Origin of the sequence: Streptomyces sp. NBC_01477 (assembly GCF_036227245.1) — a bacterium.
Taxonomy (GTDB): domain Bacteria; phylum Actinomycetota; class Actinomycetes; order Streptomycetales; family Streptomycetaceae; genus Actinacidiphila.
The window spans coordinates 6,418,870-6,431,771 of sequence record NZ_CP109445.1; the positions used below are offsets into that span (position 1 = coordinate 6,418,870).

Consider the following 12,902-nt stretch of genomic DNA (forward strand, 5'->3'; position numbering starts at 1 on the left):
GGGTAACCTTCCCTACGTGCCCCGTGTCTGTGACGTCATCGCCGCCCTCGACGCCCTGTGGCCCCCGGCACTGGCCGAGGCCTGGGACGCCGTCGGCCTGGTCTGCGGCGATCCGGCGGCGGAGGTCGGCCGGGTCCTCTTCGCCGTCGACCCGGTGCAGGAGGTCGTCGACGAGGCCGTCGCGGCCGGCGCGGGCCTGCTGGTCACCCACCACCCGCTCTATCTGCGCGGTACGACGAGCGTCGCCCCGGTCGGCCCGGCCGGCTTCAAGGGGCAGGTCGTCCACGACCTGATCCGCAACGGCGTCGCCCTCTATGTCGCCCACACCAACGCCGACCGCGCCGACCCCGGTGTCTCGGACGCGCTGGCCGCCGCTGTGGGCCTGCGGGTCACCGGTCCGCTGGTGCCCGACCCCGCAGACACCGAGGGCCGCCGCGGCCTCGGCAGGATCGGTACGCTCGACACCCCGCTGAGCCTGGCCGAGTTCGCCGAGCGGGCCGCCCGCGGGCTGCCCGCCACCGCGACCGGGCTGCGCATCGCGGGCGACCCGGCCGCGCCCGTACGGACCGTCGCAGTGTGCGGCGGGTCCGGGGACAGCCTCTTCGAACAGGTGCGGGCCGCGGGTGTGGACGCGTACCTGACCGCCGACCTGCGCCACCACCCCGCCTCCGAGGCGCGCCAGGCCGCACCTCTCGCCCTGCTCGACGCCGCGCACTGGGCCACCGAGTGGCCGTGGTGCCCGCAGGCCGCCCGCCAGGTCGACACGCTCGCGGAGCGGCACGGCTGGGCGCTGAGCACCCAGGTCTCGTACGCCGTCACCGACCCGTGGACGGCGCACGCACCCTCCGCTTCTTCCGTCCCTTCCAGCAGCCCAGGAGCCCCCCGCTGAACGCCGAGCCCGCCGACCAGATCCGTCTTCTCGAAGTCCAGGCCCTCGACGCGCGCATCGCGCAGCTGGACCACAAGCGCAGGACCCTTCCCGAGCACACCGAGCTGGAACGCCTCGGCGCCGACCTCGCCCAGCTGCGCGACCTGCTGGTCGCCGCGCAGACCGAGGAGAGCGACACCGCACGCGAGCAGACCAAGGCGGAGCAGGACGTCGACCAGGTGCGCCAGCGGGCCGTACGCGACCAGCAGCGGCTGGACTCCGGCGCGGTCGGCCCCAAGGACCTGGAGAACCTCAGCCGCGAACTCACCTCGCTGGCCAAGCGGCAGTCCGACCTGGAGGACGTCGTGCTCGACGTCATGGAGCGCCGCGAGACCGCCCAGGAGCGGGCCACGGAACTGGCCGCCCGGGTCGAGTCGTTGCAGGCCAAGACCGCCGAGGCGGAGGCCCGCAAGTCCGCGGCCCTCGAAGGCCTCGACGCCGAGGGCTTCACCGCGTCCAAGCAGCGCGAGGTGCTGGCCTCGACCGTGCCCGATGACCTGATCAAGCTCTACGACAAGCTCCGCGCCCAGCAGGGCGGTGTCGGCGCCGCCCGGCTCTACCAGAAGCGCTGCGAGGGCTGCCGCCTCGAACTGAACATCACCGAGCTGAACGACGTACGGGCCGCCCCCGCCAACCAGGTCGTGCGCTGCGAGAACTGCCGCCGGATCCTGGTGCGTACGGCCGACTCCGGACTGTAGTGGACACGCCGGCGCCGACCGTCCTGGTGCTGCTGCGGCACGGCGAGACCGAGCACACCGCGCAGCGGCGCTTCTCCGGCAGCGGCGGCGCCGACCCCGCGCTGTCCGAGCACGGCCGCGCGCAGGCCGAAGCCGCCGCGGGGACGGCCGTCATGGACATGGTCGAGGCGGTGGTGACCTCGCCGCTGGCCCGCTGCCGGCAGACCGCGCGAGTGGCCGCGGACCGGCTCGGACTGCCGGTCGCCGTCGCGGACGGGCTGCGCGAGACGGCGTTCGGCGCGTGGGAGGGCCTCACCTTCGCCGAGGTGCGGGAGCGCCACCCGGCCGCGCTCGACGCCTGGTTCGCCTCACCGGCCGCCGCGCCGCCCGGCGGTGAGAGCTTCGACGACGTCACGTCCCGGGTGGCCCGCACCCGGGACGAACTGCTGGCCGCGCACCGCGGCCGTACGATCCTGCTGGTCAGCCATGTGACCCCGGTCAAGACCCTGCTGCGGCTCGCCCTCGGCGCACCGCACGAGGCCGTCTTCCGCATGGACCTCGCCCCCGCCGCACTGTCCGCGGTGGCCTACTACGCCGACGGCAACGCGTCCGTGCGCTTCCTCAACTCCACGGCCCACCTGGGCTGATCCGCCCGCGCTCTAGGCCGTGAGCGCCGCCGCCTCCTTGGCGAGTGCGGTGACGCCGTCCCAGTCGCGGGCGCCGAGCAGGTCCGGCGGGATCATCCAACTGCCGCCCACGCACGCGACGTTCGGCAGCGCCAGATACCGCGGCGCCCGGGCCGCGTCGATCCCGCCCGTCGGGCAGAACCGCGCGTCGGGCAGCGGCGAGGCCAGCGACCGCAGGAACGGCACACCGCCGGCCGCCTCGGCGGGGAAGAACTTCATGTCGGTGACGCCGCGTTCGAGCAGGTCGAGGACTTCCGACGCGGTCGACACCCCGGGCAGATACGGCAGCCCGGTCCCGCACATCGCGTCGAGCAGCCGCTCGGTCCAGCCCGGGCTGACCAGGAAGCGGGCGCCCGCTGCGGTCGCCGCCGCCGCGTGGTCGGGCGTCAGCACGGTCCCGGCCCCGACGACCGCCCCCGGCACACCGTGCGCCACCGCCTGGATCGCGTCCAGCGCGGCCGGCGTGCGCAACGTGATCTCGATGGCCCGCAGCCCACCCGCGAGCAGCGCCCGCGCGAGCGGTACGGCGTCGTCGGCGTCCTCCACGACGACGACGGGTATCACGGAGGCGAGGCCGAGCACGGAGTCCATGCGCCTATCCTGTCCCCCCGGATCATCCTCTGCAACGCTCGTTGCGTTCTGTGCAACGTCCCTGCGGGGCGCATGCCGACTCTCCACCTCGGCCTGGTGGGGGGCGTGCGGCGCAGTTCCCCGCGCCCCTGGGTGGGTGCCACTTCCTGCGGCGTTCACAGTGCCGCTGTCCTGTGGCCGCCCGCGCACCTGAAGCGTGCCCTCTGCGGCAGAGGACGAGGCCCCTCGGCAGGGGTGCCCCGGAGGGGCGCGGGGAACGACGCCGCGGCAGGCGAAGGGCAACAGGACGGGGCTGCCACCCAGGGGCGCGGGGAACTGCGCGCGCAACCACGACGGTGCAGCCGACAAGCGCGCGCCGCAAAGGGGCACCCACCTGGGGGCGCGGAGAACTGCGCGCGCAACCACCATGGCGCCGCAGGCGAAGGGCAACAGGACGGGGCACCCACCCAGGGGTGCGGGGAACCGCGCGACCAGCCACGTCGCCGCGGCAGGCGGCGGCTCACCGCAAGTGGCAACACAGGCCCGCGGCCCCCCGCGCCGACCCGCACCCGGGGGCGAAAACAGCCCCGCAGGGCTCAGTGGAGGTCGTGCACCAGGACGTCGAGCCGGCCTCCGTCCCCCTCCACGGTGAAACCGAGATCGCGCAGGTCCGCCGCCAGCCCCGCCGGGGTCCTGGGCCGCGCCCCGGCGGTGAGCAGCGCCCGCACCAGCCGCCCCTTCGTCGCCTTGTTGAAGTGGGACACGACACTCCGCTGCTCGACCCCGTCGACGACGCTCACCTGCAGCACCCGCACGGTCGCCGTACGCCCGGCGACGTCGCCCTGGGGCCGCCAGGCCCCGGCGTAGGCCGAGGAGCGCAGGTCCAGCACCAGCCCACCGCCCGCCACCTCCGGCAGGACCCGGTCCAGGTGCGGCTTCCAGTACGCGGCGAGCCCGCCGGCCCCCGGCAGGCGTACGGCCATGGAGCAGCGGTAGGCCGGAATGCGGTCGGCGAGCCGTACCGCGCCCCACAGCCCGGAGAAGACCAGCAGCGACTGCCCGGCCCGCCGCTTGGCGGCGGCGTCGAGCGTGCCGAGGCCGAGCGCGTCGTAGAGGACCCCGGTGTAGAGCCGTCCGGCGGGCATCGCGGGGGCGGTGCGCAGGCCGGCGTTCTTGGCGACCTCGCCGCGCAGCCCGGGGCTGAGCCCGAGTACGTGCGCGGCCTTGTCCTCGTCGGCGGCGCACAGGCCGATCAGCTCATCGAGCACCGCCTCGCGGGCCGCGCCGAGCCCGGGCAGCGAGAGCCCGTCGAGCGCGACCGGCCGCCCGCGTACGGCGGTGGCCTTCCCTTCTGACGGCGGCAGCAGGACGAGCACGGCTTCTCCTTCACGCGTACGGACCCGCAGCAGCCTACGCGGCACGGTCCCACCGGCGTGACGCCCGCCGCGACCTGCGCGTTCCACCGGCCGACCGACCGGGCGCACCGCGCCGAACGAGGGTGCCCGCACCCCGGCGCGCGCCTGATCCACTACGATGGCGGTACGGCAGACGAGCCGGGCGGACGGCCGCGTCAGGATCTCAGGGTCCTGCCGAGGAAGGTCCGGGCTCCACAGGGCAGGGTGATGGCTAACGGCCACCCGGGGTAACCCGCGGGACAGTGCCACAGAAAACAGACCGCCGGGGACCTCGGTTCCCGGTAAGGGTGAAACGGTGGTGTAAGAGACCACCAGTGCCCAGGGCGACCTGGGCAGCTAGGTAAACCCCACCCGGAGCAAGGTCAAGAGGACGTCGCAGGATTGCGTCGTCCGCGCGGACGTCCGAGGGCTGCCCGCCCGAGTCCGCGGGTAGACCGCACGAGGCTGTCGGCAACGGCAGCCCTAGATGGATGGCCGCCACCCGGTCGGCCGCGAGGCCCCCGGGTACAGAACCCGGCCTACAGCCCGACTCGTCTGCCGCCAACCTTCCGGCCCCGGCCGAAGCGGGTACCGCCCCGGGGGCTCGCGGAGCCGGATCGAGCAGGTCGGCCGTGCGACAGGGCAGCCGGCCCTCGCCCCGCTACGGCCTAGACCCGGACGCACTTACGCCGACCGCCCGTTCGCGGCCTCGGGTCCGGCCGGCATGACCTGTACGGCCGCCACGCCGGTGGAACGATTCCGCCGTATCGCGGGCTTTTGTCGCCCCCCGCCGCCCTGTCGTGCTTCCCGTCAGGGACACCGTGTCGTCTGCGATGGCGAGTCGTTGGAAAGGGCACGGCTCGGACATATGCGACGAGTGCATCCGTACAGGCACCGGGATCCGCCCGGGTGGAGGAGGAACGCGATGGGCACGGAAATGCGCGGTGTGGGGAAGGCGAGCGCACGGGCCGCGGTGATGGGCGCGGTCGCGGGAGCGGCGCTGCTTCCGGCCGGTGCCGCCCACGCGAGTGTCCTCGGGATCGGCGACGCGGTGTTCGGCAACGCCTGCGTGAACCAGGACCGCGGCGCACAGTCCGAGGGCGCCACGGTGGCCGGCAGCGGAGTCGGCGGCGGCAACCAGGCCGCGCTGCCGCTGAGCCTGCCGCGCAACCACTGCGGCACCAGCGGAATCGTCTGCACCGCCGTCTTCGCCTCCTCGGTCTGACCTGCCGCGACCAGCGGGCGGAGGCGACGGGTCGGATGGCCTCGGACACGGCGGCAGACGCGGCGGCGGGTACGGCGCCAGGTACGGCGGCCGGCGCGCGCCTCGAAGACCGCGCGGTGACCGAACTGCTCGCCCTGAGCGGGCAGGCGCTGCCGCTGCTGCGGCAGTGGGAGGCCGCGGAGCCGGACTCCGGCATGGCGCGCGCACTGCTGACCCTGGCGACCTGCGACCGCCTCGGCGACGCGGAGCTGAAGGACGAGCTGGTCATCGCGCACCGGGACGCGCAGGCCGCGGGGGAGCGGCAGGCGAGCGTCGTCTACGGGGTCTACCTCTTCTCGCACCGGCAGTACGCGCTCAGCGCCGAGCACCTGGCGGCGCACTTCGCCCGCTGGCCCGCCGACGAGGTCGCCGGGCTCATGCTGGGCGCCTTCGCCGCGTCCGGTGACCCCGCCTACCGGGCGCACGGCGACGCCCTCGTAGCGGAACAAGCCGCACTGGCCGGCCCGGACAACTGGCCGTGGACGAGCTGGCTGGCCGCGACCCGCGCCGAGCAGGGCCGGGTACGGGAGGCGCACGAGCTGGCCGGACGGGCACTGGCGCTGTGGCCGCGCTCGGGGGTGGCCGCGCACGCCCTCGCCCACGCGGAACACGAGCTGGGCACCGGCCGCGCCGGGGCGGAGTTCCTCGACGGGTGGCTCGCGGCGGACCCGGGGGCGGTCCAGTCGCGGCACCTGAACTGGCATGCCGCGCTCCAGTCGATCGCCTGCGGCGACTTCGCCGATGCCCGCCGCCGCGCCGACACGGCCCTGTCGCGGGCGGACGTCGGCATGCGGGCCGCGGCCAACTGGCGGCTGCTGCTGGCCGGACAGCAGCCGGCCGGCCGCAGCGACCCGGCCCACGTACGGGAGTTGCTGGCAGGACCGGGCGGAATGGCGGAGGTCTTCCACACCTTCAACCTCGCGCTCGCCCTGGCCGTGGAAGCCGCCACCGAGGACCTGCACGCCCTGGCCCGCCACTGCTCCGCCGACCGGCGCCCCGAGTTCCGCGACGCCCTGGCCCCGGTGGTCCAGGCACTGGCGGAGGTCACCGCGGGGCGTCCCCGGGCGGCGGTGGACCTGCTGACCGCCCTGGGCGCGGACGCCGAGCGGATCGGCGGGGTCCGGGTGGAGCGCGAGATCATCCAGGACACCCTCGCCCGCGCCCTGGCCGACGCGGGCGAGCACGTCCGCGCGGCCGCCCTGCTCCACCCCCGTACGAGCGCCCGCCGCCACCACGCCTACGAGGACCTGCTCCTCGCCCCCGCCGCCGGGCACCGCTGAATCCGTACTGCCGCCGTGCCGTCCGCCACCCGGCCCGGCCTCTTCCTCCCGGAGACCCCTCATGCCCGCAGCCCAGATGATCGTCGTGTCCCTGCCGGGCAGCGGAACCCCGCTGCTGGCCGACATCACCAGCGCGCTCGGCTACGCCTCCTACGGCACCATGAGCGGCGGCCCGTCCGCCGGCGCCCAGCAGCCCGGCCCCGGTGAGGTCTACCCCCTGCTCCGCGCCGCTTACGGCGCCGAGTACGCCGCCGCCCTGCTCAATCCGAACGGGGCGTGCCGCAAATCCCTGGAACCGGCCTTCCAGCAGGCGGTCAGCGCCCTGTGGCGGGTCTGGTGGGCCCGGCTGGGCCAGCCCACCACGCACGCCTCACCCGTCGACCCCGACGCCGAGCACCGGCTGGCCCGCCTGCCCGCGGCCGACCTGCTCGGCCTGCTGCCCGGCCGCGGCTGCTGGTACGTCACCGGGCTGGACCTCCGCCGTGCCGACCCCGGCTTCCTGAGCGCCTGGCGGTCCGGCGGCCGGCCGCCGATCGTCCTCCACGACCGCGACATCCGCGACCGGATCATCAGCCAGATCCGCGCCCTCACCCACCCCGCGGGCCAGGTCGGATCGCTGCCCGAACACCTCGTCTACCGCGACATCCTCACGGCTCTGCCCACCCTGGAAGCCCGCATCACCCTCGCCCTGACCGACTCGGGCTTCCCCGGCACGCACGAAGCCCGCGGCAGCCGATGGCTCCGCCACCACCCCGCCGTCTGCGCGATCACCCACGAAGAACTCGCCGGTCCCGCCGCGGCCTGCGAACAGGCCCTCGGCCGCCTCCTGCGCGCCACCGGCCGGCCGAACACCGCGGAAGTCGTCGCCGACTTGACGCAACTGACCACGAACAGCCCCGCCGACCCGGCCACCGGCACCGGGCGCACCCTCTTCACCCCCGAACACGAACGCCTGCTCCGCCACCACCACGGCGACCTCCTGCCGCCGGGCCCGCCGACCGACGTCCCGGCAGCGCACGCAGGGGAGATGACGTGACGTCACATCTGCAAGGGCTGGTAACGCCCGGATCGCCTGCCGCCGGGGGCCGGATTCGTCATCGGCCGGGTGCTGAGGAGGCGGCGGGCGTGACGGAAGCGGCGCGCCGCCCGCCCCTTTTGCGGGGCGGGCGGCGCGCTTCTCGGGGGCGGTCAGGAGCAGGGAGTGCCGTTGAGCGTGAAGCCGCTGGGCGGGGCGGAGCTGCCGGCTGACGTGCCCTGGAAGCCGAAGGACTGGGAGCCGCCGGCCGGGATCTGGGCGTTGTAGGCGAGGCTGGAGGCGGTGACGGCGCCGGAGGCGGGGGCGACCGTGGCGTTCCAGGAGCTGGTCACCGTCTGGCCGGCCGGGAGGGTGAAGCCCAGCGTCCAGCCGTTGACGGCGCTGGAGCCGGTGTTGGCCACGGTGACGTTCGTGGTGAAGCCGCCCGCCCAGGTCTGCGGGGTGACGGTCACCTTGCAGCCGGACGAGCCGCTGCCGCCGGTCGTGCCGCCGGTGGTGGTGCCCCCGGTCGTCGTCCCGCCGGTGGTCGTTCCGCCCGTGGTCGACCCGCCGCCGATGTTCACCGTCGACGAGAAGGACGTCACGGCCAGGCCCGCACCGTTCTGCCACGGCTCGAAACCGGCCTGGACGCTGGTGAGATACCAGGAGCTCTGGGCCAGGCCGCGGTTGATCGCCTCATTGGCGAAGGCCTTGACGTCGAAGCTCCAGCTGTCGATCGCCGAGGGCGCGACGAAGGAGATCACGTCGTTGCCACCGTTGTTGCCGGTCCACACGTCCCAACTGCGCCCGGCCACGCTCGCGGTGGCCACCTTGGAGCCCACCGGCTGGACGGAGCCGACATGGTTGAACCACACCATGATCTCGGTCTTGTTGACGCCGTCCTTCCGTGGCGTCGGGTCGAGCCAGATGTCGTACGCGGCGTCGTAGACCGCGTTGCCGACATAGGTGTACGAGATGCTGGTCGGTGCGCTGCCGATCGCGCTGAGCTGGGCGGGCAAGGCGGTGCCCGGCGAGCAGTTGGTGTAGTGGCAGCCGTTGTAGACCGACGGATACGACTTGGGGCCGCCGTTGGTGGGGACGGAGCCGTCGGCCTGGGTGACCTGGAAGCCGGTGCCGGTGACGTTGATGCACTGGGCCTGGCTGGTGCCCCAGCGGTTGTTCTGCACGACGTAGCGGCCCTGGATCGTGGTCGAGCCGTACTGCGTGCAGATCTGGGTGTCGGCGTGGGCGGCGGGGGCGGTCGTCAGGGTGAGCAGACCGGCCACGGCCAGGCCGAGCGCCGCCACGGCCGCCACCGTGGCTTTTCGGGTGGATCGGAGGACCTGCTTGAGCGTCTTCATGCTGTCCCTTCGACAAGCACGGAAGGTGGGGGGATGACCAAGCGCGACGGGAGCTGTCCCACGTGGGGGTGGGAGCGCTCCCAATGTCGCTCCGGGCACGGGACGATATGGCGCCGCCATGCAAGTGACAAGAGTTACGGCAGTATCGGCCCGGTGGGCACCGCTGCCGTGGCGCGATTCGTTCCCCGTACGCGGAGGCGCCGCGTACGTACCGGCGCCCCCGTACGTAGAGGTGCCGCTCGACGGCCCGCGGTCAGTAGAGGAAGGGCGGTTCCGGCAGGACCGCCCCGCCCTCCACCGACAGATCGGCGCCGGGGGAGCGCCCCATCAGCCAGGCCAGGAGCGCGTGCCGCGGGCCGCGGACGACGGGTGCGTCCGGTGCGCCGCCGAGGTCGTAGACGGCGTCGGAACCCCCGGCCCCGATCCCTGCCCTTGCCCCGCTCCCGTTCCCGTTCCCGGCCTCGGCGCCGGTCGGGCGCAGGCGCATGGCGGGGGTGTCGCCGCGGGCGCGCAGGGCCGCGACCACCCGGCCGAGCATCGCGTGGACGAAGTCGGCCGGCCACTGGGCGGGCGGGTAGCCGACGTTCAGGTCGACGTGGTGGACCAGCACCTCGCTGAGCCGGGAGTCGGCCGCCCTGGCCGCGGGCCGCTCGTGGCCCTGCGTCCAGCGCACCGTCCGTTGCCAGGCTTCCGCGGGCATCCGCCGGTATTCCTCGGCGAACCGGGCCGAGCTGTCGCGCAGATCGGCGACGAGCGCCGCGGCGCCGCGGCCCGCCCCCGCCTCGATCTGCTCGGCCCGGGCGGCCGGACTCGGATACTCCGGTGTCTCCACCCCGGTCCGCGCCCAGAACAGCAGATGGCGGCCGCCGTCCGCGTTGCGCGCCAGGTGCGTGAGCACATGGCCGCGCGACCAGCCGGGCAGCAGCGAGGGTCCGCGTACCTCAGCCTCGGTCAACTGCTCTGCTGCCAGCAGGAGATGGCCGGTCGCGGCGGCGATGCGGTCCAGGATGGCCGAAGGGTCGAAGTCCGCGTCGGCAGGGACTGTCATGGCGCTGTCTCCTCGCTCGGGACGGGCAGGCCCCGTGACGTGGCTGGGGCGCGGACGCCCTCGGCGGCTCTGTGCGGCACCACCCCAGCCTGCCCGAAGCCGAGCCGCCCGCGAGCCCGCTCAGCCGGCGGGCGGCGGCCGGCGGGCGGCGTTCCGCTGGACGGGCGAGTCGCGGGTGCGCCTGCGGGTGGCGGCCGGGCGGCCGGGGTTGACTGTCGGCGGGTACGGTCGCGCGGCCGTGGCCGGCAACGGAGGGGAGGCGTGGTGGCGGGACGTGAGGTCCAGGCGCCGGACTACGCCGCGCTCTTCGCCGCGGTGCCCGCGGCCTGCGTGGTGCTCGACCGGGACCTGGTGATCGTCGCCGCCAACGAGGCGTACAGCGAGGTCACCGGCCGTTCTGCGGCGGAACTGACCGGGTGCGGCTTCTTCGAGGCCTTTCCGCCCGAGCCGGGGGATCCGGCGTCGGGCGGCGCCGAGGCCCAGCGCCGCTCGCTCGACACGGTGCTGGCCACCGGCCGCAGCAACATGCTGCTGCTGCACCGCTTCGCGCTTCCCCGGGCCGGGCGGGCGGGCGAGTTCGAGCCGCGCTGGTGGAACGTGGTGAACCGGCCGCTGATCGGGGCCGACGGACAGGTGGACCTGATCATCCACCGCGTCGAGGACGTCACCCCCTTCGTCAGGGCCGAGCGCGAGGGCGCCGCGCCGGAGCGCGACGAGGTCCAGGCGCCGCGTGCCGAACTGTTCACCCGGGCGCAGGAACTCCAGCGGGCCAACGCCCGGCTCCAGGAGTCCACGACCCTCACCCACGATGTGGCGCTGACCCTCCAGCAGGCCATGCTCGCCACGCCCGACCTGGCCGCGCACCCCGAGATCGCGGTGCGCTACCGCCCCGCGCTGCGGGGCATGAACGCCTGCGGCGACTGGTACGACGTGGTGGACCTGCCCGACGGGCGGCTTGGGCTGACGGTGGGCGACGTGGTGGGGCACGGGGTGGTCGCCGCCAGCGTCATGGGCATGCTGCGCAGCGCGCTCAGCGCCGCCATCCGGGTCGCCGACGGACCCAGCGGCGCGCTGGAGACACTGGGCCTGTACGCGCGCGCCCAGGACGGCGCGACGGCCACCACGACTGTCGCCTGCCAGGTCTTCCCGGTCAGCCGGCTGCTGATGTACAGCAGCGCGGGCCACCCGCCGCCCGTGCTCATGGGGGCCGACGGCACACACCGGCTGCTCGACCTCGCCACCGACCCACCGCTCGGCGTACGGCTGGAGCACGTGCCCAGGCCGCAGGCCACCGTCGAATACCGGCGCGGCGACATTTTGGTGATGTATACGGACGGCCTGATCGAACGCCGCCACGAGGACATCGACGTGGGCCTTGACCGCCTCGTCGCGGCCACGCGCGATCTGCGGCACCTGCCCCCCGAGCAACTCGCCGACGGCCTGCTGCGCGCCATGGCCAACCCGAGCGGCGACCAGGACGACGTCTCCTTGATGGTGACCCGCCTCTGAGGCCCGCCCCGGAGCCGTCAGCCCCGCCCCCGTCCTCGGAGCCGTCAGCCCCGCCCCCGTCCTCGGAGCTGTCAGCCCGCGACGACTTCGCCCGGTACCGACTGCGAGACGTATCCACCGGCCCGTACCGCGTCGGCGATCAACTCCTTTACCGGGCGCGGCGGGACGTCCAGCAGTTCCGGCAGGTCGCTGCTGGTCGCGGCCAGCCAGCCGGCCTTGAGGTTGGAGAACACCGAGACGGCGTGGCCCACTTGGTAGGGCAGCAGGCCGCTCGCCGACAGCGCCTCGCGGGTCGCGCCCAGCGGCGCCGAGCGGTAGCGGACCGGGCGGCCGAGCTCGCGGCTGAGCACCTCGGCGATGTCGTCGCCGTGCAGCACCTCGACGCCCTCCAACTCGTAGACCCGGCCCGCGTGCCGGCCGGGCCGGCCTTCGGCGGCGAGGTCGGCGTCGGCCTCCAGCGCGACCCGGGCGGCGGCGTCGGCCAGGTCCTCGCGGGCCACGACCGAGATCCGGCCGTCGCCGAAGGGAGCGCTGAACTCTCCCGTATCAGCGGCCGTTTCGGCCCCCGCGACCGCGAGGCCCACCGGCACCTCCACGTACAGGCCGTTGCGCAGCACGGTGGTGGCGAAGGGCGCGGCGGCGAGCCGTTCCTCGGTCCAGCGGTGCGGCACGGCGATGGTGAGGCGCTCGCCCGAGCCCGCGAGGCTGGTGTAGATCACGTGCCGGACGCCCGCCGCGGCTGCCGCCTCGACCACCGCCCCGTGCCGGGCCAGCACCACGTCGTCCTCGGCGTATCCGGCGGAGACGAACAGCAGGACGTCGACGCCCGCGAAGCCCTCGGCCAGCGACGCCGGGTCGTCGAAGTCGATGTGCCGCGCGCCGGATCCGGCGGTGGGGGAGCGGGTCCCGCCGACCACCACCGGACGGGTCCCCGCGACGTCCGGACGGGTGGTCCCCGCGACTTCCGGGCGGGTTCCGGCGGCCACCGCCGGGCCGCCGATCCGCTCGGACGCGGCAGCGGACGCCGCCGTGAGCCGGTCGAGTACGAGGCCGCCGAGCGCGCCGGACACACCTGTCACCAGGATCATGAAATGCCTCCGTGGAGTTCGTGGTTCGTTGTGATGACCACGGTTCACAGCCTCACCGCGAACGGCGGTGGGCGTAAGGAGG

Annotated in this window: 11 protein-coding genes, 1 other RNA gene and 1 pseudogene; 8 read left to right on the top strand and 5 right to left on the bottom strand. The window is 74.5% G+C overall.

Annotated elements, in window-relative coordinates; translation table 11 throughout:
* The first annotated feature begins 16 nt into the window (after window positions 1–16).
* From OHA86_RS27310 to OHA86_RS27320, 3 genes and pseudogenes are all read left to right on the top strand, one after another.
* Window positions 17–889 (top strand): Nif3-like dinuclear metal center hexameric protein, encoded by an 873-nt coding sequence (locus OHA86_RS27310; RefSeq protein ID WP_329179386.1) that lies wholly within the window; start codon window positions 17–19, stop codon window positions 887–889.
* A complete protein-coding gene (locus OHA86_RS27315) occupies window positions 886–1,626 on the top strand; it encodes a zinc ribbon domain-containing protein (protein WP_329182572.1) in 741 nt (246 codons plus the stop codon). Before OHA86_RS27310 ends, OHA86_RS27315 begins: the two co-directional genes overlap by 4 nt.
* Window positions 1,512–2,252 (top strand): annotated as a pseudogene (locus OHA86_RS27320) (histidine phosphatase family protein); the annotation flags it as partial. The gene OHA86_RS27315 and the pseudogene OHA86_RS27320, both read left to right, overlap by 115 nt.
* Window positions 2,253–2,264: 12 nt before the next feature.
* On the opposite strand, the gene eda reads toward OHA86_RS27320, so the two are convergent.
* Window positions 2,265–2,882, bottom strand: coding sequence for a bifunctional 4-hydroxy-2-oxoglutarate aldolase/2-dehydro-3-deoxy-phosphogluconate aldolase (eda, locus tag OHA86_RS27325; protein ID WP_329179388.1), 618 nt, complete (start codon window positions 2,880–2,882; stop codon window positions 2,265–2,267).
* A 575-nt stretch (window positions 2,883–3,457) separates the two neighbouring features.
* Window positions 3,458–4,237 carry a peroxide stress protein YaaA gene (gene yaaA / locus OHA86_RS27330; protein WP_329179390.1) on the bottom strand — a complete coding sequence of 260 codons (780 nt, stop codon included), beginning with the start codon at window positions 4,235–4,237 and terminating at the stop codon, window positions 3,458–3,460.
* Window positions 4,238–4,410: 173 nt separating this feature from the next.
* Here yaaA and rnpB point away from each other — a divergent pair.
* From rnpB to OHA86_RS27350, 4 genes are all read left to right on the top strand, one after another.
* Window positions 4,411–4,813, top strand: an RNA gene (gene rnpB / locus OHA86_RS27335) — RNase P RNA component class A.
* A gap of 367 nt (window positions 4,814–5,180) precedes the next feature.
* The gene (locus tag OHA86_RS27340) at window positions 5,181–5,480 is read left to right on the top strand and encodes a chaplin family protein (RefSeq protein WP_329179391.1); all 300 of its coding nucleotides are present in this window, start codon (window positions 5,181–5,183) and stop codon (window positions 5,478–5,480) included.
* 35 nt (window positions 5,481–5,515) lie between these two features.
* Window positions 5,516–6,799: a hypothetical protein gene (locus OHA86_RS27345; RefSeq protein WP_329179393.1), complete on the top strand. Its 1,284-nt coding sequence runs from the start codon at window positions 5,516–5,518 to the stop codon at window positions 6,797–6,799.
* Window positions 6,800–6,860: 61 nt separating this feature from the next.
* Entirely contained in the window at window positions 6,861–7,835 is a 975-nt protein-coding gene (locus tag OHA86_RS27350) for a hypothetical protein (protein WP_329179395.1), read from the top strand.
* A 152-nt stretch (window positions 7,836–7,987) separates the two neighbouring features.
* Here OHA86_RS27350 and OHA86_RS27355 read toward each other — a convergent pair whose 3' ends face one another.
* Both OHA86_RS27355 and OHA86_RS27360 read right to left on the bottom strand, forming a co-directional pair.
* The gene (locus OHA86_RS27355) at window positions 7,988–9,175 is read right to left on the bottom strand and encodes a GH12 family glycosyl hydrolase domain-containing protein (RefSeq protein WP_329179396.1); all 1,188 of its coding nucleotides are present in this window, start codon (window positions 9,173–9,175) and stop codon (window positions 7,988–7,990) included.
* Window positions 9,176–9,428: 253 nt separating this feature from the next.
* Window positions 9,429–10,223, bottom strand: coding sequence for a maleylpyruvate isomerase family mycothiol-dependent enzyme (locus OHA86_RS27360; protein WP_329179398.1), 795 nt, complete (start codon window positions 10,221–10,223; stop codon window positions 9,429–9,431).
* Window positions 10,224–10,484: 261 nt separating this feature from the next.
* Between OHA86_RS27360 and OHA86_RS27365 the strand changes: the two genes are divergently transcribed.
* Window positions 10,485–11,732, top strand: coding sequence for a PP2C family protein-serine/threonine phosphatase (locus OHA86_RS27365; RefSeq protein ID WP_329179400.1), 1,248 nt, complete (start codon window positions 10,485–10,487; stop codon window positions 11,730–11,732).
* A 71-nt stretch (window positions 11,733–11,803) separates the two neighbouring features.
* Here the strand turns inward: OHA86_RS27365 and OHA86_RS27370 are convergent, their stop codons facing one another.
* The gene (locus OHA86_RS27370) at window positions 11,804–12,820 is read right to left on the bottom strand and encodes an NmrA family NAD(P)-binding protein (protein WP_329179401.1); all 1,017 of its coding nucleotides are present in this window, start codon (window positions 12,818–12,820) and stop codon (window positions 11,804–11,806) included.
* Window positions 12,821–12,902: the final 82 nt, after the last annotated feature.

What these genes read in the sequence shown, in the direction of transcription:
- eda (WP_329179388.1), bottom strand. Translation starts at nt 2,882, where the DNA reads ATGGACTCCGTGCTCGGCCTCGCCTCCGTGATACCCGTCGTCGTCGTG.
- OHA86_RS27340 (WP_329179391.1), top strand. Translation starts at nt 5,181, where the DNA reads ATGGGCACGGAAATGCGCGGTGTGGGGAAGGCGAGCGCACGGGCCGCG.
- OHA86_RS27345 (WP_329179393.1), top strand. Translation starts at nt 5,516, where the DNA reads ATGGCCTCGGACACGGCGGCAGACGCGGCGGCGGGTACGGCGCCAGGT.
- OHA86_RS27350 (WP_329179395.1), top strand. Translation starts at nt 6,861, where the DNA reads ATGCCCGCAGCCCAGATGATCGTCGTGTCCCTGCCGGGCAGCGGAACC.
- OHA86_RS27355 (WP_329179396.1), bottom strand. Translation starts at nt 9,175, where the DNA reads ATGAAGACGCTCAAGCAGGTCCTCCGATCCACCCGAAAAGCCACGGTG.
- OHA86_RS27360 (WP_329179398.1), bottom strand. Translation starts at nt 10,223, where the DNA reads ATGACAGTCCCTGCCGACGCGGACTTCGACCCTTCGGCCATCCTGGAC.
- OHA86_RS27370 (WP_329179401.1), bottom strand. Translation starts at nt 12,820, where the DNA reads ATGATCCTGGTGACAGGTGTGTCCGGCGCGCTCGGCGGCCTCGTACTC.